The sequence below is a fragment of the Chitinophaga sp. genome (assembly GCF_019236475.1).
Taxonomy (GTDB): Bacteria; Bacteroidota; Bacteroidia; order Chitinophagales; family Chitinophagaceae; genus Chitinophaga.
In genome coordinates this window covers 450,708-470,444 of sequence record NZ_JAFAIX010000012.1, presented here as the reverse complement: position 1 = coordinate 470,444, position 19,737 = coordinate 450,708, and the positions used below count along the sequence as shown (strand labels likewise).

General features: G+C 45.1%; 18 protein-coding genes. 10 read left to right on the top strand and 8 right to left on the bottom strand.

The window, feature by feature from the left end:
* Positions 1 to 77 precede the first annotated feature (77 nt).
* The 4 genes from JO154_RS18095 to JO154_RS18080 all read left to right on the top strand — a co-directional run bounded on the left by JO154_RS18095 (position 78) and on the right by JO154_RS18080 (position 2,567).
* Complete coding sequence (locus JO154_RS18095) at positions 78 to 554, top strand: hypothetical protein (RefSeq protein WP_291948094.1); 477 nt, start codon at positions 78 to 80, stop codon at positions 552 to 554.
* A gap of 123 nt (positions 555 to 677) precedes the next feature.
* Positions 678 to 1,169, top strand: a complete 492-nt coding sequence (locus tag JO154_RS18090; RefSeq protein ID WP_291948092.1) for a lipocalin family protein — start codon at positions 678 to 680, stop codon at positions 1,167 to 1,169.
* An 88-nt stretch (positions 1,170 to 1,257) separates the two neighbouring features.
* Positions 1,258 to 2,007 carry a metal-dependent hydrolase gene (locus tag JO154_RS18085; protein WP_291948091.1) on the top strand — a complete coding sequence of 250 codons (750 nt, stop codon included), beginning with the start codon at positions 1,258 to 1,260 and terminating at the stop codon, positions 2,005 to 2,007.
* Between the two features lie 44 nt (positions 2,008 to 2,051).
* Complete coding sequence (locus JO154_RS18080) at positions 2,052 to 2,567, top strand: GNAT family N-acetyltransferase (protein ID WP_291948089.1); 516 nt, start codon at positions 2,052 to 2,054, stop codon at positions 2,565 to 2,567.
* Here JO154_RS18080 and JO154_RS18075 read toward each other — a convergent pair whose 3' ends face one another.
* From JO154_RS18075 to ispG, 4 genes are all read right to left on the bottom strand, one after another.
* A complete protein-coding gene (locus tag JO154_RS18075; protein WP_291948087.1) occupies positions 2,568 to 3,461 on the bottom strand; it encodes a LysR family transcriptional regulator in 894 nt (297 codons plus the stop codon). It lies immediately after the preceding gene.
* Positions 3,462 to 3,487: 26 nt separating this feature from the next.
* A complete protein-coding gene (locus JO154_RS18070) occupies positions 3,488 to 3,907 on the bottom strand; it encodes a DsrE family protein (RefSeq protein ID WP_291948085.1) in 420 nt (139 codons plus the stop codon).
* Positions 3,908 to 3,963: 56 nt separating this feature from the next.
* Positions 3,964 to 4,407 (bottom strand): hypothetical protein, encoded by a 444-nt coding sequence (locus JO154_RS18065; protein ID WP_291948083.1) that lies wholly within the window; start codon positions 4,405 to 4,407, stop codon positions 3,964 to 3,966.
* A gap of 83 nt (positions 4,408 to 4,490) precedes the next feature.
* Complete coding sequence (gene ispG / locus JO154_RS18060) at positions 4,491 to 6,458, bottom strand: (E)-4-hydroxy-3-methylbut-2-enyl-diphosphate synthase (RefSeq protein ID WP_291948081.1); 1,968 nt, start codon at positions 6,456 to 6,458, stop codon at positions 4,491 to 4,493.
* A 130-nt stretch (positions 6,459 to 6,588) separates the two neighbouring features.
* Here ispG and JO154_RS18055 point away from each other — a divergent pair, with 130 nt between their 5' ends.
* The 4 genes from JO154_RS18055 to JO154_RS18040 all read left to right on the top strand — a co-directional run bounded on the left by JO154_RS18055 (position 6,589) and on the right by JO154_RS18040 (position 13,398).
* Positions 6,589 to 7,449, top strand: coding sequence for a helix-turn-helix domain-containing protein (locus JO154_RS18055; RefSeq protein ID WP_291948079.1), 861 nt, complete (start codon positions 6,589 to 6,591; stop codon positions 7,447 to 7,449).
* Between the two features lie 102 nt (positions 7,450 to 7,551).
* The gene (locus JO154_RS18050; RefSeq protein ID WP_291948076.1) at positions 7,552 to 8,967 is read left to right on the top strand and encodes a TolC family protein; all 1,416 of its coding nucleotides are present in this window, start codon (positions 7,552 to 7,554) and stop codon (positions 8,965 to 8,967) included.
* A 33-nt stretch (positions 8,968 to 9,000) separates the two neighbouring features.
* A complete protein-coding gene (locus JO154_RS18045) occupies positions 9,001 to 12,246 on the top strand; it encodes an efflux RND transporter permease subunit (RefSeq protein ID WP_291948074.1) in 3,246 nt (1,081 codons plus the stop codon).
* Between the two features lie 27 nt (positions 12,247 to 12,273).
* The gene (locus JO154_RS18040) at positions 12,274 to 13,398 is read left to right on the top strand and encodes an efflux RND transporter periplasmic adaptor subunit (RefSeq protein WP_291948072.1); all 1,125 of its coding nucleotides are present in this window, start codon (positions 12,274 to 12,276) and stop codon (positions 13,396 to 13,398) included.
* A gap of 252 nt (positions 13,399 to 13,650) precedes the next feature.
* Here the strand turns inward: JO154_RS18040 and JO154_RS18035 are convergent, their stop codons facing one another.
* From JO154_RS18035 to kbl, 4 genes are all read right to left on the bottom strand, one after another.
* Entirely contained in the window at positions 13,651 to 14,442 is a 792-nt protein-coding gene (locus JO154_RS18035) for a tetratricopeptide repeat protein (protein ID WP_291948070.1), read from the bottom strand.
* 14 nt (positions 14,443 to 14,456) lie between these two features.
* Complete coding sequence (locus JO154_RS18030; RefSeq protein WP_291948068.1) at positions 14,457 to 15,482, bottom strand: VWA domain-containing protein; 1,026 nt, start codon at positions 15,480 to 15,482, stop codon at positions 14,457 to 14,459.
* A 184-nt stretch (positions 15,483 to 15,666) separates the two neighbouring features.
* The gene (gene blaOXA, locus JO154_RS18025) at positions 15,667 to 16,473 is read right to left on the bottom strand and encodes a class D beta-lactamase (protein ID WP_291948066.1); all 807 of its coding nucleotides are present in this window, start codon (positions 16,471 to 16,473) and stop codon (positions 15,667 to 15,669) included.
* Positions 16,474 to 16,573: 100 nt separating this feature from the next.
* Positions 16,574 to 17,761, bottom strand: coding sequence for a glycine C-acetyltransferase (gene kbl / locus JO154_RS18020; protein WP_291948064.1), 1,188 nt, complete (start codon positions 17,759 to 17,761; stop codon positions 16,574 to 16,576).
* A 383-nt stretch (positions 17,762 to 18,144) separates the two neighbouring features.
* On the opposite strand from kbl, the gene JO154_RS18015 reads away from it, so the two are divergent.
* Together JO154_RS18015 and JO154_RS18010 are read left to right on the top strand one after the other, a co-directional pair.
* Positions 18,145 to 18,630, top strand: a complete 486-nt coding sequence (locus tag JO154_RS18015; RefSeq protein WP_291948061.1) for an RNA polymerase sigma factor — start codon at positions 18,145 to 18,147, stop codon at positions 18,628 to 18,630.
* 27 nt (positions 18,631 to 18,657) lie between these two features.
* On the top strand, positions 18,658 to 19,734 hold the full coding sequence (locus JO154_RS18010) for a hypothetical protein (protein ID WP_291948059.1): 1,077 nt from the start codon (positions 18,658 to 18,660) through the stop codon (positions 19,732 to 19,734).
* The last annotated feature ends 3 nt before the right edge of the window (positions 19,735 to 19,737 follow it).

Below are 19,737 nucleotides of genomic sequence, written 5' to 3'. Positions count from 1 at the left end.
CCGGTGTTTAGTTGGATATCGTAAATATTAATATTTAATATATTTTCGTGGCATCTTGAATCCTTATAGCTGCAAAGTTGAATATCAAGACCTACATAGAAAGTGGCATCATCGAAAAGTGTGTTCTTGGTCTGGCTACACCAGAACAAGAAGCCGAATTTCATTATCTACGGGAAATTTATCCCATGCTCAACGTAGAAATGGAAATAGTAGAGTTGCGCATTGAAAATCTCCTCTTCGAAGAAGCAGTACTTCCCCCTGATCATGTAAAAGACCGTGTGATGGACCGTATAGGTCAGGATTATCAACGTTGGCAGGAAAGACCAGCCTCTAACGGCAATGGTCACACGAACAAACCGCCTGAATATATCTCCATAAAACCCGGCTGGAACAGACAAATTACTGTCAGCATCTGGTGGCGCTGTGCCTTCATTGGCATGGTGGTGCTAACCATGGCCCTGGCGGCTTCTACTTGGTATCTACACAAACAGGTAGATCATCTCCAAGATGTCATCATCCATAATAATTATCCTCAACCACCCATCTCCCGCTAAGAAAGTTCTATTTGGTACGTTTATTGTAAATGCTGATCTTGCCGACGATTTCAACCCGTTAAACCTTCCCGGTTAACAATTGTTGATATCAATGAGCATTTAAAAATATCAAATACACTTTCCATGAAAAATTTATCATTTGCTGCTGTACTGCTCGCAATGATCGCTATCTTCGGATCATCCTGCGCCCCTAAACAAGGTGTCACCACCGACATTAACAAAGGTTCCGTAAAAGGAAACTGGGTGCTGACCGATGTTAAATTTGAAGGTATTCCAGACAATGCCAAAGTAACTGTATTTGATCAGGCGGAGGCTAAATGCTTTATCGGTAGCCAATGGACACTGCCAGATAACGCTGCAATGGGTGCTTATACCCTGAACTCCTCTGATAATGGTTGTGCTCCTGCCTCTCAGAAAATTGTGTGGTCCCTGTTTAAAAACGGTGGCGTTACACAATTCCAGTTCAAAAAACTGTTCACTGGCGAAAAAGCTAAAAACGTTACAGAAGGTTATCGCGTAGATGTACTCGGCGCCGGTAGCACCATGACCTGGAGAGCTAATGTGAATTTCGAAGGCAAAACTGCTGCAATCATTTACACACTGCAACGCAGATAAGCTATAAATCTTATTTCGTATAGCCGTTCCTATTACACAGGAACGGCTTTTTTTATTATATTCGGTGATTAAGTAAACCCGGATATATATGAGCAAGCAGCACACCAAAGTCCAGTTCCTGGCACATGCTAGTTTTCAACTAACAACACCAGAAGGCAGAACCATCCTGATCGATCCTTGGTATACAGATAATCCTTATTTGCCAGTTGGACTTAGTATTCCTGAGAAAGTTGATCTCATCCTGCTGACGCATGGCCATGGTGACCATCTGGACAAAAAAATCATTGAGTATATCCGGATTTATTCTCCGAAAGTGATCGCCAATCCTGGTGTCAGGTCATATCTGCTAAATAATAGTGTTCCCGAACACGTATTTGAACCCATGAATAGCGGAGGAACCGTGTCGCTCATGGATGTAAGAGTGACAATGACCAATGCTTTTCATCATGCCCATATTACCCAACAGGATGGCAAATTTGGATACTTGCATGCTACCAATGGATTTATCGTGTGGCTCAGCGATGACATATCTGTATACTATTCTGGTGATACTTCTGTATTCAGCGATATGGGATTAATTGGTGAAATATATGAACCGGACATCGCTATCCTTCCGATTGGGGACCGTTTCACTATGGGACCTTTGGAAGCAGCGTTTGCCACGCGTCTCCTTAAAGTCAATCATGTCATACCATGTCATTATGGGACATTAACTTCTCTAACGGGAACGCCTGAACGGTTAAAAGAACTGACGCAAGACCTAGAACATCTTGAAATTCATGCGCTGAAAGCCGGAGAAGTACTAGATACTTCCACACTGAAGTTGAAACAATGGTAGCTGCTTGAAGCTGCCATCTTCCTAAGTAAGTAAATACCAACTATATGTTGCCCCTGAAAACACAGCGATTACTGGTGTATCCATGTCGGCTGCCGTTGCTTACCCGCCTGTATCTGGGGCAAGCGCCTGCACCCGAAGACCTGGACGTGTATATACCCACAGGATGGCCTCCGGAAGAGATGAAGGAAATACTGCCTTACTTTATTGAAATGCTGCAACACGATCCGCAATCATTCCCTTGGTTAATGTGGCTGATCGTATCAGAAAAAGATAAAACACTGATAGGGAATGTTGGTTTCAAAGGAAGGCCGGATAAAGATGGCCAAGCGGAGTTGAGTTATTATCTATTGCCTGCATATCGGGGAAAAGGATATATGAAGGAAGCCGCCACTGCGCTTATCAATTGGGCTTTTAGTAATTCGCCTGTTAGAAGGATCGTTGCAGAATGCGATACCATTAATATCGCATCGCTGCGGGTATTGCAGAAAATAGGGATGAAACTGGGATATAAGTCCGGGGACATGCTCTACTGGCACCTTCCCCGGCCTCAACAAAGTTGATTATTCTGTTACCTGTTGTTTTGTAAAACGGATAAATAACTGGGCAAGCTTGTCTTGCTGCCCCTGCAAATAGGTGAAATGCAGCTTCCTCACCAACTTGAAATTTTTCACCGGCAGAATAACAAATTCACCTGCTTCCAATTCCCGTTGTACGGCATGTAATGAAATAAAGGCGGCACAAGGAGCATGATGTAGATACGATTTAATACTCTCTGTACTGCCCATATACATGGCTATATTCAGGTCTGTAATCTTTAATTTCAGTCGTTTCAGCTCTTCTGTAATCACTTCCAGCGTACCAGAGCCATGCTCCCGCATGAGCAAGGGAATGCTTTTCAATTCTGCTGCTGATAAAGGTTCTCCATTACCATAAGAGTGTTTTGGATTTCCTACCAATACAATCTCATCTTTCGCAAACTCTACATATTTCAACTGTGGATTTTTGGAGCTTCCTTCAATAATTCCAAGTTGTATACTTTTTTCAAAAAGGGCCTGCTCAATTTGTTCCGTATTACCACTGGTGAGCGATGTTTTCACATCCGGATAACGCTGATTGAATTTGGCCAGCAGGGGAGGAATCAGGTATTGCGCAATAGTACTGCTGGCACCTATTGGTAGCATACCTCCCTGGGTATGTTTCAACTGGTTAATATCGTATTCGAGATTACGGTAGTCTGCAAAAATGATTTCAGTATGATGCATGACCAACTGACCAGCTCGCGTAAGCTTGATGCGGTTGCCGATGCGCTCAAAAACAGCCATTCCTAATTGTTGCTCCAACTCGTGGATATGTTTGGTAACTGCCGGTTGGGAGATATAAAGCTCTTCTGCTGCCTTGGTAAAACTTAGGCGCTTCGCTACGGTATGAAATACTTTGAGTCTGAAATCGAACATGGATTAAAAATAAGTAAAATCCGCTATTATGGATGAACATAGGACCAACCTTCGGCCTGTTTGATGATTAGTTCACCATTCCCGCTAGGGGTGTAATTGATAAAAGGAAAGAGGTCTTCTTTAACAATATTCCGCTCGCGTAATGTATTCTCACATTCTACCAGCAAAACACCTCTGTTTTTAAGGTCTTGCATCAATTCTTCATATGGATGGTCTTTGCGAAATGCCACCACACCATTGCCATGGGCAACAAGTTCTATGGTTACTTTCTTTTGCAGACGGGGATCTTCCAGTGCGTTTTTGATATTACGGAGCGTAGCGCGGATTACTTTATCGTCGTCACTGTTCAACTGGTAAATAGCTTTATAACGGGTTTTCTGCTGGGCAGTAGCATAGTGAGCGGTGATTGTTATCACGGCTGCCAGTATCAGGATCAGTTTTTTCATGCAGACAAAAATAAAAAAACAAACGGGCCGCTATAGCGACCCGTTCGTTTTTTTATTTAAGATTTCTTTTTTCCTGCATTAGGATTGTTTGATTTGTAGCGCATGTCCGGAGTACCATTCTTTTTCAGAGGACCTGCTGCTTTAGCTGGAGCAGCTTCTTTAGCGTCTTTGTAGCGTTTGTCAGGAGTGCCATCTTTTTTCAGATGTTCGCCTGGTGCTGCTGCGGCAGCTTTAGCTTCAGCTTTTGCAGCTTTTTCTTTGCCTTTAGCTTCGGCTTTAGCGGCTTTTAAATCACCTTTAGCTTCAGCTTTTGCAGCTTTAGCTTCACCTTTGGTGTCGGCTGCGGCGGCTTTAGCTTCACCTTTTGCTTGTTCAGCTTTAGCTTTTGCGTGCTCTGTCTTAGCTTTTACTTCTTTCTTTTGGGTAGTTGCAGGTGCTTGAGCGGAGGCAACGGCTACGCCAAGAAACATAGCCAGCATGCCTGTAAGGAATTGTTTCATATGAATGAATGTTTCCTAAAAAATAAGAAATTTTTCAATTCCCTCCATTTTTTTAACAAATCTTATAATCTTTTAAGGAAGATTTAATTTTTATCCACCCACATGCCATTGTCGCGGATGAGGTTGATGAGCTCATCTACGGCCACATCACTGTTGAGTCCGCGCTTTACAATTTCTTTCCCTCTGTAAAGGGTAATTTTTCCAACGCCACTGCCTACATAGCCGAAATCGGCATCTGCCATTTCACCCGGGCCGTTCACAATACATCCCATAATGGCGATTTTTACGCCTTTTAAATGATGGGTCACCGCACGAATGCGGGCAGTTGTCTCCTGTAAATCAAACAAGGTACGACCACAAGACGGACAGGAAATATATTCCGTTTTGGAGATACGGGTACGTGTTGCTTGCAGGATACCAAAGGCAATATTATTCAGTGTTGCACGCTGCGAGGCTTCGTCTTGCGGATTGGATAACCAGAGGCCATCGCCAAAGCCATCCAGCAAAAGGGCGCCCGCTTCTGTAGCATGGTGTACCAGGTGTTCATCGGTGGTAGCCTGATGGCTGATACTATGTATGATAACGGGAACGGTTATATTTTTTTCCAACAGTACTGTAAAGAATCTGCGCACATTCGCCATAGCAGAAGGGCCGCTGGCGGCTGCACAAAATACCGTAGCTGCGGTAAAATGCTTATCGGAGGCTAATTCCAGTAAGCTACTAATCTCAGGTGTATCGAGGTTGTCGCAGTTTACGGCTACAAAATTCTCTTTACCTGCTTTACCCGTCTTGAATGCAGCCACATAAGCAGCAGTATCGAAGTAAGGCAGGAAATTATGTTTGTCGGCCAGAGTATTCCAGGTATCACTGTTCAGGATAACGCGAAGCGTGCCTGGCAGTCCGAATGCAGGAACCGTATTGCTGGTGTAGATATAGTCTGCTGCGGCATCTGCGATGTTCCATTTATCTGTAGGCTCATCGTAGTTATAGCCAATAGCGAGGAGGTCTGCCGGCTGTAATTTGCTGGCAGCGCTGAAATCGGCCACTACTACCGGTACATGTTTGCTACCGATATTCTCTACCTGTTCGGCATCTCTGCGTTTGTAAGTGAAAGGAGAGTAAGGCACCTGGATCAAAGGGCGCGTGGTGGCTTCCTTCGTTTCTGGGCGATCGGTATATCTTTTAACGATATCTCGGCATACCGGCAGTTCAAATTCAGGATCTTCCGTGAGGGAAACGCGGATGGTATCGCCCACGCCGTCTTCCAGGAGGGTACCGATGCCTATGGCGGATTTGATACGACCATCTTCACCATCGCCGGCTTCTGTCACACCCAGGTGCAGGGGATAACAATGCCCCAGTTCCTGCTGCATGGTTTGCACCAGCAAGCGGTAAGCTTGTACCATTACTTGCGGATTGCTGGCTTTCATACTGAGCACAATATTGCGGTAGCTCAGATCTTCCGCAATACGGAGAAACTCCATAGCGCTCTCTACCATTCCCATTGGGGTATCGCCATAGCGACTCATAATACGATCACTGAGGGAGCCGTGATTGGTACCTATACGCATGGCAGTTCCATGTTCCTGGCAGATTTTCACCAGCGGAGTAAAGCGTTCGCGGATACGGTCAATCTCTTCCTGGTATTCGGCATCCGTATAATCCAGGGTTTCGAATTTCTTTTTATCTACATAATTTCCTGGGTTAATACGTACCTTTTCTACTATACGTGCAGCAATTTCGGCAGCATTAGGCGTAAAATGTATATCAGCGACAAGGGGCGTATGATACCCTTGACGGCGAAGTTCTTTTTTGATTTCCAACAGGTTTTCCGCTTCTTTTTTACTGGGGGCCGTGATCCTTACCAGCTCAGCGCCTGCTTCAATACAACGAATGGTCTGCGCCACAGTGGCGGCAGTGTCCAGCGTGTCGGTGGTGGTCATGGTCTGAATACGGATAGGATGATGGTTTCCTATCAAAAGATCCCCCACTTTCACCTCCAGGGTGTCCAGACGTTTGTAGGTAGTTAATGAATTGCAATAAAGTTGCATGCGATTATGTTTTCCTTGCTTCGCAAAGTTAAGAAAGAGGGCTTCAATTTCCCGACTCTTAAAGCTACATTAAATTTCCACGAGCGGCACGAGGCCTGGTAAATAATTACTTTATTTTTGAGGAGAGATTATGTTAGTTAACAAAAGCCCGGATATTCCGTACCAGGAACTCCCGTTTACTGGTCAGTTCCATATCTTCCCGCTGGGAAGTTTTTCCAACGCGCTTACCCACGAACCCCACCGCCATGACCATTTCCAGATCATTTGGTTTACCAAAGCGTCCGGCCGTCATATGGTTGATTTTGTCTGGTATGAGATGGAAGACAATATGGTATTCCTACTCCGGCCTGGTCAAGTGCACCAGTTGGATTGCATCCGAGAAGGGAAATCCATCATCTTCACAGAAAAATTTTATTTCGCCAATAAACATGAACAGGGAACCCTTTACGATTTCACGTCCCTGTTTAATAGCTGGCACGGATATGGACCGATACGCCTGGGTTCCTGCGTTTCCGAGTCTTTATCCCTGCTGTCGGAGCTCATGGAAAGAGAAATGAGCGGAACTGCTTGTAGCCGTAGTGTCATGAAGCATTACCTGAACGCTTTCCTGTTGCTGCTGGAAAGAGAAAAGAAACGTAATGCGGCAGAAACCATGATGCCTTATCAGCAGGATGCCAGGGTAGTACAACTACGCCGGTTGATAGAACAACATTTCTGCACAGAGCACCAAGTGGCTTTCTATGCTAATACTTTTGCACTCACGCCAAAGCGACTGAACGAAATCACGAAAGAATCCACCAGTTGTACAGTAACTGAGTTATTGCACCAGCGCATTGTACTGGAAGCAAAACGAAGTTTGGCTTTTAGTCACAAGAGCATCAAAGAGATTTGCTATGACCTTGGATTCGAGGACCCTGCTTACTTTAGCCGCTTTTTTAAGAATAATACCGGCATCTCCCCACAAGATTTTAGAGACATGATGTTCAAATAGTACAAGTCAATACCCCAATTGTCCAATAAAGATAAAATGGTGTAGCTCTACCTTTGCCTTCACTTATTTGCCTTGCTTTTATTGGACGCTATAGATTAATGTATGAACATCTGGAAACCGCTGTTCCTGGTGGCCTTGGCCACAGGAAGCTGTTCTGTAGTTGTGACGGCCCAAACCCAGACCCTCACCCTACAGGATGCCCTGAAAACAGGGTTAAATAATTATCAGTCAGTTAAAGCCAAAGAGAACTATGCCCGTGCTGCTGTGGAGAATGTGAATACAGTGAAACGTGAATTCCTCCCAGATCTGAATCTCTCTGCTCAAAACAGTTATGGTACTGTAAATGGCCAGAATGGCCCTATGTGGGGTTATAAAGGATGGACAACCAGCGCATCTGGTCCTGTTCTTCCTAGTCAAAACTGGAATGCTGCCTTTGGTGGATTATACCTGGCGAATATTTCCTGGGATGTAGTCACTTTCGGCCGCAGAGTAGCCAAAGTGGGATTGGCCAAGCAACAGTTGGATAACAGTAACGCCGACCTAGAACAGGAAAAATTCGAACAACAAGTCAGAATTGCTGGCGCCTACCTCAACTTGCTGGCGGCACAACGGCTCCGTAAGTCGATGGAATCCAATTTGCTACGCGCACAGGAGCTGCAACGAATGATCGTTTCCCGTGCCCTGAACGGACTGAATGCCGGTGTAGATAGCTCTATCGCCAATGCAGAAGTTTCCAAAGCGAAACTCTCGCTGGTAGATGCGGATGTCTACATGGCTCAACAAAACAATAAACTAGCGGAAATGATGGATGTAGTCCCGCAGGAATTCTTGCTGGACACCACTTTTATTTCGAAGATTCCCAATGAGATGTTGCAGCCACAGATGATGCACGACTCTATCAATATGCTGCAGCAACCATTGCTGAAATATTATGCTACCCGCATCCGCCTGAGTGAAGCCAATCAACAGTTTATCGCGAAAAATGTAATGCCCCGTCTTTCCCTGATGGGCGTCATGCAGACACGCGGATCCGGATTTAATGCGGACTACAACGCGGCGAATCTGAGTAGCTATAGCAGTGGTTACTGGGATGGTGTCTCCCCCAATCGCAGCAATTACTTGTTGGGCCTAAACCTCTCCTGGACGGTGACAGACCTCTGGCGCACCCATTCACAAGTGGCACGTCAACACTATACGACGGAAGCACTGAAGAATGAATATACACAGCAACATCACCGCTTGAATCAACAACTGGTGTTATCAGAAACGCAGTTGGTGAATGCACTGAAGAAATACAGAGAAGCGCCGGTAGGGCTGAAAGCCGCCGCAGACGCCTTTCTTCAGAAGAGTACCCTATACGAAAATGGGCTGAGTAATATCGCGGACCTCTCACAAGCACTGTATAATATCAATCGTGCTGAAACAGACCGTGATATCGCCTACAACGGAGTATGGCAGGCGTTGCTGTATAAAGCTGCTACAATTGGGGATCTCCAGGTTTTCCTGAGCCAACTGTAATTGCAGGATAGTTTAATTATAACACATAATCCAATGAATTTAATCAGAACGGCCCTGCGCAAACCAATTGCTATCATGGTGTTAGTGGCAGGCCTGTTGTTCTTCGGTATAAATGCAGTCAGGACTATCAAAATTGATATCTTCCCAGACTTGAATCTTCCGGCTATCTATGTTTCCCAGCCATACGGCGGGATGTCGCCGCAGCAAATGGAAGGATTCATCGCCACCAACTATTCTAACCTGTTTCTCTATGTTACGGGTGTAAAAGATATTGAAGCTAAAAATATCCAAGGCCTCACCATGATTAAGATCTCCTTTTATGAAGGAACGAACATGGCGCAGGCGGCAGCAGAGGTAACGGCAATGGCTAATCGCGCTTTCTCTGCAATGCCCGCTGGTACACAGCCTCCGTTTATTATTCGCTTCGATGCTTCTACATTGCCAATCGGACAGTTGGCACTCAGCAGTACTACCCGTAGTAATAATGAACTACAGGATCTGGCCATGACGGTGGTACGACCTTCTTTTAGTCGTATCGCAGGACTGACGGCCCCCGCGCCTTTTGGCGGTAACTCCCGTACAATAGTTATCCACGTAGACCCCGCATTGATGCGTAGTCATAACCTGACGCCAGATCAGATTGTGGCGGCAGTAAAAGATAATAACCAAATCTCTCCGGCTGGTAACGTGCGTATTGGCGATGTTACCTATCTCACGCCGGCTAATACGGTCATACGTACGGTAAAAGAATTTGAAAATATTCCGTTGGTGGCTGGCAGTGGTCCTACTGTTTTTGTGCGAGATGTGGCTAAAGTAGAGGATGCGGCAGATATCACTTCCAGTTACGCAGTGATTAATGGTAAACGCTCTGTATACTTACCCATTATCAAAACTGCTGATGCCAGTACCTGGACGGTGGTGAATAACCTGAAGAAAGCCTTGCCAGGTATACAAAAGCTGCTACCGGAAGATGTAAAGGTATCCTTCGTTTTTGACCAGAGTGTATACGTAGTAAATGCGGTGAAAAGTTTGATCAGTGAAGGAGTCATCGGCGCAATACTGACGGCCCTCATGGTGCTGCTTTTCCTTGGTGATCGCAGAAGCGCTTACATCGTTATTATTACCATTCCGGTATCTGTGATAACGGGTGTGATGTTCCTCAAACTAGCCGGACAAACCATCAATATTATGACCCTTTCCGGTCTGGCATTGGCGATTGGTATATTGGTAGACGAGTCTACGGTTACCATTGAGAATATTCACCAACACCTGGAAATGGGTAAAACCAAGGCACAGGCCATCTGGCATGCTTGCCAGGAAATCGCTTTCCCTAAGCTGCTGATATTACTCTGTATCCTGGCGGTGTTTGTACCTTCCTTTACCATGACAGGCGTGCCCAGAGCGATGTTCCTGCCATTGTCGCTCGCGATTGGATTTTCGATGATTGCTTCTTATTTGCTGTCGCAGACAATGGTGCCGGTGCTGGCAAACTGGATGTTGAAAGCAGAGAAATTCCAACACCATGGCGCGCATCATCATGTGTACAGCAGTGAAACACATAAATCTGCCGGTTATATAGAAACAGAACTGGCAGATGAAAAGCAACACCCACAAACGATTTCCCGGTTTGATAAATTTAAACTGCGCTTTATGGGATGGCTGGAAGCGATGATGAAACGTCGTAAACTGGCGATTGCCACGTACTTCCTGGGAATTGGAGGTATAGTAGTGCTTTGTATGAGTATTATCGGCCGTGATATATTACCTAAACTCAATAACGGACAATTTCAAGTGAGGCTCAAAGAGCCTACCGGTACCCGCCTCGAACGAACGGAAACCATGCTGCTTAAATCTACGGACATCCTGAAAGAGATAGTGGGAGCGAAGAACATCGATATCACTTCTTCTTTCATCGGTATGCATCCGTCTTCCTATTCAACAAACCCGATTTACCTGTTTATGGCTGGTCCTAACGAAGCCGTATTACAGGTAAATCTGAAGGAGGATTTCAAAATCAATCTGGATCAATTGAAAGAGAAGTTACGTAAACGCATACACGCAGAAATGCCGGAAGTAACGATGACTTTTGAACCAATAGATCTTACGGATAAAGTGATGAGCCAGGGCGCCAGTACGCCGATTGAAGTGGCAGTCATGGGTAAGAACCTGAAAGACAGCAGGCCTTTTGCAGAGAAGATTTTGGCGGAGATGAAGAAGATCCCGTATCTGCGCGACTTACACCTGAATCAGGCCTTGGATTATCCTGCTATCCGCATCAATATTGACAGAGAAAGAGCTGCACAATTGGGAGTATCTGTTGGGGAGATATCAAGATCGCTGACGGCCGCTACTTCATCAAGCCGCTTTACGGAGAAGAACGTATGGCTGGATGAAAAGAATGCGACCTCCTACTTTGTGCAGGTGGCAGTGCCGGAAAATGAGATGGCTGCTATCAGTGATCTGGAGGCCATTCCGTTGAGTAAAGATAGAGCGCGCCCTGTGTTGGGAGATGTAGCTAGCCTCGTGCCAGATACGGTGATTGGGCAATATGATAGGATTGGGGCAGTACGTATTCTGTCTATTGGCGCGAATATTAATAAAAAGGATTTAGGAAATGCGACAAGGGCTGTGGAAGACGCGATTCGCCGCGCCGGAGAGCCTCCTCGAGGCATCACGGTGGAAAAACGCGGATTGATGAATCTCCTGAATGAGACCTTAGATAGTCTGCAATCCGGTTTGCTAGTAGCGATTGTGGTGATATTCTTATTGCTGGCGGCTAATTTCCAGTCGTTCCGAGTGGCGTTTGTGTCGCTGGCTACTATTCCGGCGGTGCTGGCAGGATCATTAATAATGCTGTTGATAACCGGTTCCACCTTGAATCTACAATCCTATATGGGTATAATTATGTCAGTCGGAGTATCCGTGTCTAACGCTATCCTACTGATTACCAACGCTGAAAAGCTGCGACTAGAAAATGGCGATGCTAGAAGATCGGCGCTGGAAGGTACTTCTATCAGGCTTCGCCCCATTCTGATGACCAGTATCGCGATGGCGGTGGGTATGATTCCGATGGCTTCGGGCCTCGGAGAAGCCGGCGACCAGACCGCTCCATTAGGAAGAGCTGTAATCGGCGGATTGGTAGCCAGTACCATTGCCTCTTTATTTATACTACCACTGGTGTTTTCATGGGCGCAACAGAAAACATCTACCAAATCTGTTTCCCTGGATCCAGAAGATGAAGACAGCCAGTATTATGTACCAGGACCCAAATACGTATAACCATCACGCATAAACGATAATAATATCATGACTATAAAAAACTACAGATCATCATACGCCACACTTGCCACAGTTGCTTTGCTGCCGCTGGGGTTACTTTGGGCTAGCTGTCATAGTATCAAAGCGGAGGATAATGAAGAAGCAGAGCATAGCAATGCGGTGCAGGTAAAAGTAATACAGTTACAAAAAAGCCAACTGGAAGCGCAGTTGAAATTGCCTGGAGAAGTGAAGCCATACCAGTTTGCAGACCTATATGCAAAAGTGAACAGTTACGTAAAAGTAGTCAGTGTGGATATGGGCAGCCAGGTCAATGCCGGACAGGTATTGGCTACCCTCGAAGCGCCGGAGATGAATACCCAGCTCCTGGAAGCCCAGTCCAGACTGCACACCAAAGAAGCGATGTTTCGTGCTAGTAAAGCCACTTATAGTCGCTTATTGAAAACGAGTCGCGTACCAGGAACGATTTCTCCCAACGACCTGGATATGGCCTTTGAGAAAATGAGTGCAGACAGTGCAGAACTGTTGTCTGCCAGATCTTCCTACCAGGAAGTACAGCAGATGCTGGGATACCTGGTGATTAAGGCGCCTTTCAGTGGGATTATCAGTCAGCGTAACATCCACCCAGGTACTTATGTAGGCCCTGCAGGGAAGGGCTCTGACAAACCTTTGTTTAGATTAGAAGAACAGAAGAAACTACGTTTAGCCGTGGCCGTTCCTGAGATATATACGGATGATATCCGCCATGCTTCCGCTGTGAAATTTACCGTGAAATCTTTGCCAGGGGACACTTTCCAGGCGCAAGTAAATCGTATTGCTGGTAGTCTGGATACGCGCCTGCGTTCCGAGCAACTGGAAATGGATATTAATAACAGCGATGGTAAGTTATTGCCGGGTATGTATGCTGAGGTGAGTGTGCCACTGCCTGGAAAGAAAGATGTGTATGTAGTACCGAAAGGCGCCATTGTGAGCAATTCAGAAAAAGTATTCGTTATAAAATCTGTGAATAGCAAAGCAGTATGGGTTCCCGTTCAGAGAGGAAATGAATCAAACGGAAAAGTGGAAATATTCGGCAGTTTGGCGGACAATGACATCATTGTTCAGAATGCAACAGATGAAATCAAAGAGGGAACTGTGCTGCAATCAGTGAAGTGATGGGTGCAGAGAAGCATTTGAGTGAGATATCCGCCCGATTAATGAAAAGAGTGATGACCTGGAATTAATCAACAGCAATAGATAACGGGATGAATATAAGAGCTGAGGGCTGATATCTCCGCTCAGATGTACAAAGGATTTATGTTAAAACACTCGTGCCTGTCGTTCCTGTCCAGCGGGCAGGAACGACGAAAAAAAAGCCGGGATTGATGTAGACGTCAATCCCGGCTTCTATTATATAGGAAGTGATAATTACCAGTCTTTTTCTACTGGCACTACCTGACCTTTCATTTTTTTGTTTTTGTCCTGAAGCTCTTTCTCTTTGTTGGAGAGGGCTTGCAGCAAGCGTTCTGCTTCTTGTTTATTCAGTTTGCTTGGCTGTGGTTCAGGCTTTTGTTGTTCTTGGTCTTGTTTGTCCTTGTTTTTATCCTTGTTGTCTTTATTCTGTTGGTCTTTGTTCTGCTGATCCTTATTTTGTTTATCCTTGTCTTTGTTGTCCTGGTTATCTTTATTCTTATCCTTGTTTTTGTCTTTGTTGTCTTTATTCTTGTCTTTGTTATTGTCTTTATCTTTTCCGCCTCCGCCGCCTTGTTGCTTTTTCAGCATGGCTTGCGCATAGGCGAGGTTATAGCGGGCATCTTCATCTTTGGGATTGAGTTTCAAGGCTTGTTTGTAAGACTTGATACTTTCTTCCCACTTTTTACTCTCCATGAAAGTATTACCGATGTTATAGTCCGCATCGAATTTTGTATCGGATTTATCGGTTAATTTAAGACTGTTGGCATACTGGGAGCGGGCTTCATCATAGCGTTTTTGCTGGTAGAGAGAGTTCCCCAGGTTATAGCTACCGATGGCCGACTGTCCATTCTGTTCCAGTGCTTTTTTGTAATTGGCTTCCGCATCAGCGTACTGCTGTTTGTTGTACAGTTCATTTCCTTTGCGGATAAATTTATTGCCGGCGCCTTTTTGCTGTGCCTCAGCGGAAAGCCCTGTCAGCACGAGTGCCGCGACAATCAAACCATATTTTATCAACTGTATCTTCATGATTAATTGCATAATTAAGCTACTGATGAAGGAAGGTCTGTACGTTTAGTACGGCGTACTTCCGGGATAAAAAATTCAATCAGTAAGAGCGCAAGGGCTACTCCCAGGAAGTACTGGAAGTAACTGTTATAGTCCGTAAATATATTCTCTCCGAATTCTTTCTGTTCCATGCCATCGATCTTTGCTGCGAGAGAGTTCACCACCTCATCTGTATTGTTGTCCAGGTGTTCGTAGATACCGTGTCCGGAGTAAGCGATGCTTTTCAGCTCCTGTTCATTGAGTTTGGAGATTACGGTATTTCCTTCTCGGTCTTTTTTGTAGCCGCCATTTTCTGTGTCTGGGATAGGAGATCCGGTAGGAGAGCCGATACCGATCGTATTTACCACAACGCCGTTTTCGAAGGCCGCTTTTGTTTTGCCAGCAGCAGTTTCGTCATGGTCTTCCCCGTCGGAGATCAGGATGAGCGCTTTGTGTTTGCGTTCTTTTTTATTGAAAGCATCGTCTGCTGTCTCGATGGCTTGTCCAATAGCGGTTCCCTGGGTAGGGATCATTTCTGGCGTAACGGTGCTCAGGTACATTTTAGCGGCGGAATAATCGATGGTGAGGGGCATTTGCAGGTAAGCATTCCCTGCGAATACCACTAATCCGATACGATCGTTTTCCAGCTTGTCCATTAGCTTGGTAATCAACTGCTTGGCTCGTGTCAGCCTGTCGGGTTGTACGTCTGTAGCCAACATACTTTTACTCACATCCAGCGCGATGATCACGTCCACGCCTTTGCGGGTAATTTTCTCCATGCGACTTCCTTTCTGCAGGTTGGCCAGACCTACCACGCCAAAGAAAAAGGCTAGGAAAATCAGTAAGAATTTGAGAATGAATAGTTTACGTGAGTATCCTGTAAAGAGTTTCTCCACCAGTGCGGGATCTCCCATACGCTTGATGGACCTGCGTTTCCACCAGGACACGGCCAGGAAAGCCAGTTGCAGTACCAGTAACAGCGTTAGGCCCCATAAATACTCTGTATGTTGAAATCGTAACATATGCTATTTTAAGAAATTCGTTACCGGTAGTAAACCAGGTAAGAACTCAAAAATAATTTTTTTGTAACGTATTGCAAGAGCTTACGGCAGGGTTTAGGTAATTTTTAACGCAGTTGTATAAAAAAGAAAACGCCGCGATAGGCGGCGTTTTACTGAAGTATTTTTTCGGGAGATGCAAGTCGCCTTACATTTCACCCTTAAAGAAACCGGCGTCGGTCAATATATTGCGTAATATATCCATACGGGCTTTTACTAGGTCCAGCTTAGGATCTTCTGTTTCAAAATTGAGGACAAAGAAGGTAGGGTGTCTGTTTTCTTCGATCCATCCTACAATCCAGCCGATATTTTTCTTACCAACTACGCCCCAGCCAGTTTTGTAAGACAGTTGATATTTAGGGGTTTTCTCCATCAACATGACATCTCTGACAGATTTCATGGCTGTTTTGGAGAAAGGCAATTGGTCGAAGTATAATTTTTTCACAAATCCCATTTCTTCATCCGGAGAGATCTGGAGAGTATTATCCAGCCAGAAAGTATCTATACGGCTGATTTTCATGTTACCATACTTCACGGAATCCAGCCACATCTGCATTTGCTGTTTGCCAATTCGGCGGGCTACTTCCTGGAAGTAAGGAACGTCAGACACTTTGAAAGCCTGTTGCATGCTCTGGTCCTTATTCCATTCAGGCATCTCTCTGGTAACGCCATCCCAAGGAATAACCATACCAGTATCTTTGATTACGCCGGTAGTCAGGCCCACGAGAGAGTTAAAGATTTTGAAGGTGGAAGCGGGGAGAAAGCGCTCTTTTGCACGGTCGAGGTTATACACCTTGAATTCTCCCTTGTTATTGTTAAACAACATGAAGGTACCTTCTACCTTGTATTGGCTAAAATACTTTTCCCAGCCTTTTTCTTCTTTAACATTATTGGGAGCACAGGCTGCCAGTGAAATCATCACCACCGCTAGCACCCAGCCGAGTTGTTTCATCATGTCTTTATGATTTGTAGCTGCAAAAGTAAGTATAAAGCCGAATGGCACAAAGTGTATGCACACCTTGTGCCATTCGGCAATTATCTAAAAAGAAGGTCGATTACTTGATAACGCCCAGTTCTTTACCCACTTTGGTAAAGGCGGCAATCGCCTTATCCAGGTGTTCCTGTTCGTGAGCGGCACTCAACTGAACACGGATACGTGCTTGGCCTTTTGGAACCACAGGGAAGAAGAAGCCGATTACGTAGATGCCTTCTTGCAGGAGTTTGTCGGCAAATTGCTGACTCAACACTGCATCATAAAGCATCACAGGAACGATTGGGTGATCGCCTGGTTTGATATCGAAGCCAGCTTCCGTCATTTTGGAACGGAAGTATTTGGTATTGTATTCCAGTTTATCACGCAGCTCAGTAGTTTCGCTCAGCATATCCAGTACCGCGATAGAAGCGCCTACAATGCTTGGAGCTACAGAGTTGGAGAACAGGTAAGGACGGCTGCGCTGACGCAGGATATCGATTACCTCTTTAGGACCGCTGGTGAAACCACCGGATGCACCACCCAGTGCTTTACCCAGGGTACCAGTGATGATATCCACACGACCCATTACACCGCGGTATTCATGGGTACCACGACCAGTTTTACCCAGGAAGCCAGAGGAATGGCTTTCGTCCGACATTACAATCGCGTCATATTTATCTGCCAGTTCGCAGATTTTATCCAACTGAGCGATAGTACCGTCCATGCTGAAAGAGCCATCAGTAACGATAATACGGCTACGGCAGTCTTTCGCTTCCTGCAATTTGGCTTCCAGGTCGGCCATGTTATTATGTTCATAACGGAAACGCTGTGCCTTGCAAAGACGCACCCCGTCGATAATGGAAGCATGGTTGAGGGCATCGGAAATGATAGCATCTTGTTCGTTGAACAGTGGTTCAAATACGCCACCATTGGCATCGAACGCAGCTACATACAGGATGGTATCTTCAGTTCCCAAGAATTTGGAAATCTTTTGTTCCAGCTCTCTGTGAATATCCTGGGTTCCGCAGATGAAACGTACACTGCTCATCCCATATCCATGGGTATCAATGGCGTCTTTTGCCGCTTTGATCACTTTAGGATGAGATGAGAGTCCCAGGTAGTTATTGGCACAAAAGTTAATTACAGTATTGCCGCCAACCTGTATCTCAGCACCTTGTTCGGAAGTAATAATTCGCTCTCTTTTATACAGACCGGCCTTGTTAATTTCGTCCAGTTCTTCCCGCAAACGGGCAGTAAACTTGGTATTCATACTTTAGTTATCAGATTTAAATCTTGTAATTAATTGTTGCGATGCTAAAAATATTACGATTATCAATCGATTAGCTCACAACAGGGGTTTCATGCAAAAAGTTTGACCCAGGTGTAACATTTAGTTACTGGTCTCCGTCATAATAGTATCATGATTGTCACAGTCATGAAATACAAAACTGGTATTCTTAGGTGAATTTACAGAGAATAATTTTTCTGTGAATATATAATCAAAAGATTATCAGAAAACTATTAACTGTTCCTACGATTGGTTTTGGTGTTAGAATGGATATTGGGGGGTGGGAAAATGATGACCGGATTGTATCCAGGGCATTAACATAAAGTATTTGTCGGAAATTAGCACTTAAATCCCGCGCCACCTGAATGACGGAAAAGGAGTACAATAAATGTGTAGATCTGTACTCGGACAACCTCTTTCGCTTCATTGTCAAAAATTTAGAGAACGCGGAAGATGCCCGGGACGTAGTACAGAACGCATTCGAAATATTGTGGAAACACTGTCAGGATGTGCCTTTTGAAAAGGCTAAGTCATACCTGTTTACAGTCGGCTACCACAATATGATAGATCATGTCCGAAAGGTTAAGCGCATAACGCTGGTGGATGAGTTCAAAGAAGAAGAAAAAATAAGTGATCATAAGGTACATAACGCCCGGGAAGTGATAGCACAGGCACTTGCCAAATTGAGTGAAGTACAACGCTCCCTGGTAATGCTAAAGGATTATGAAGGATATAGTTACGAGGAAATAGGCGAAATCATGAATCTCAATCCCTCACAGGTAAAAGTATACCTCCACAGGGCAAGGATTCATCTGAAGAACTACCTCGTAAAAATGGAAAATGTAATCTGATATTATTATAATTGTTAATAATTTAGTTTGGCTATAGATATTAACATATCAAACTACGAAAGCTTCCTGCTCAGCTACATTGATGGTGAGCTGACAGCGGAAGAAATGGCTGCATTGGAAGCATTCCTAGAACAGCACCCTGTCTTACGTCAGGAGCTGGATCTGCTGGGAAATGCGCGTGTGTTGCCTGAAGAGGACGTTGTGTTTGATAATAAGCAAGCATTATACAGATCCTCTACAGTGGCAACCAACATGGAAGAGTTCATGCTCTCTTATGTGGATGGAGAGCTGGAAAGCGCCAAACAAATAGAGCTAACGGCTTACCTGGAAAAGCACCCTGCCGCAAAAACAGACTTGAATTTACTGTTGGCATCTAAACTGGATGACAACGAAAAAATAATTTTCCCCAACAAATCCTCCCTTTACAGGCACTCCCGTAAACCTATTTACAGGATTGCCCCCGTATGGTGGGGTGCTGCCGCTGCAGTAGTGGCAGGTATTATGGTTTGGATGATGCCATTGGATAATAGCAGGCAAGCTCATCCACATCCAGCACTGGCAGATGCCGTGAAAAAATCTGCTCCGGTGGGAACTGTTCCTGCTGCCTCCTCTGTATCTCCCGTAGTGCCAGCAACTTCACAACCAGCCGATACAAGGAACACTGTTGCTGAAACTGCCAAACCTCGTGTTGTTAAACCTGTAAATATTACTCGCGGAACTGCTGCCGCCCCTGAAAAGGCACAGCCAGAAGCCCTCGCCAAGAATACTGTCACATCATCGCCCAAGGCGGAATCTTCCGGAAGTCCTCAACTTCCTCCTCCCAGAAATACTACACAGGAAATTATCGAAAGACAGGCAGCTCCTATTGCAGCCCCCTCTGTAGCATTGAATAACAACCATTCGGTGAGTGCCACCGAAAAGGAAACCGTTATCGCTGCTGGAAATACTGCCTCCACGCCTGCTCCTATAGCAGATGTTAGTCATAATAACTCAGCGCCAAGTATCAAGGGAGAACTCATTATGTCTGTAAGCGGCAGTGACAGTAAAATTCTAGATAAGGTAACGAACGTAGCTAAATTTTTCTCCCGGAAACGGAATAAATAACTT

Bases quoted from the DNA above. Each gene is read 5' to 3' on its own strand.
- JO154_RS18080 (WP_291948089.1), top strand. From the start codon at position 2,052: ATGTTGCCCCTGAAAACACAGCGATTACTGGTGTATCCATGTCGGCTG.
- JO154_RS18030 (WP_291948068.1), bottom strand. From the start codon at position 15,482: ATGTTACGATTTCAACATACAGAGTATTTATGGGGCCTAACGCTGTTA.
- JO154_RS18035 (WP_291948070.1), bottom strand. From the start codon at position 14,442: ATGAAGATACAGTTGATAAAATATGGTTTGATTGTCGCGGCACTCGTG.
- blaOXA (WP_291948066.1), bottom strand. From the start codon at position 16,473: ATGATGAAACAACTCGGCTGGGTGCTAGCGGTGGTGATGATTTCACTG.
- JO154_RS18085 (WP_291948091.1), top strand. From the start codon at position 1,258: ATGAGCAAGCAGCACACCAAAGTCCAGTTCCTGGCACATGCTAGTTTT.
- JO154_RS18090 (WP_291948092.1), top strand. From the start codon at position 678: ATGAAAAATTTATCATTTGCTGCTGTACTGCTCGCAATGATCGCTATC.
- JO154_RS18050 (WP_291948076.1), top strand. From the start codon at position 7,552: ATGAACATCTGGAAACCGCTGTTCCTGGTGGCCTTGGCCACAGGAAGC.
- kbl (WP_291948064.1), bottom strand. From the start codon at position 17,761: ATGAATACCAAGTTTACTGCCCGTTTGCGGGAAGAACTGGACGAAATT.
- JO154_RS18045 (WP_291948074.1), top strand. From the start codon at position 9,001: ATGAATTTAATCAGAACGGCCCTGCGCAAACCAATTGCTATCATGGTG.
- JO154_RS18075 (WP_291948087.1), bottom strand. From the start codon at position 3,461: ATGTTCGATTTCAGACTCAAAGTATTTCATACCGTAGCGAAGCGCCTA.
- ispG (WP_291948081.1), bottom strand. From the start codon at position 6,458: ATGCAACTTTATTGCAATTCATTAACTACCTACAAACGTCTGGACACC.
- JO154_RS18070 (WP_291948085.1), bottom strand. From the start codon at position 3,907: ATGAAAAAACTGATCCTGATACTGGCAGCCGTGATAACAATCACCGCT.
- JO154_RS18065 (WP_291948083.1), bottom strand. From the start codon at position 4,407: ATGAAACAATTCCTTACAGGCATGCTGGCTATGTTTCTTGGCGTAGCC.
- JO154_RS18040 (WP_291948072.1), top strand. From the start codon at position 12,274: ATGACTATAAAAAACTACAGATCATCATACGCCACACTTGCCACAGTT.
- JO154_RS18015 (WP_291948061.1), top strand. From the start codon at position 18,145: ATGACGGAAAAGGAGTACAATAAATGTGTAGATCTGTACTCGGACAAC.
- JO154_RS18055 (WP_291948079.1), top strand. From the start codon at position 6,589: ATGTTAGTTAACAAAAGCCCGGATATTCCGTACCAGGAACTCCCGTTT.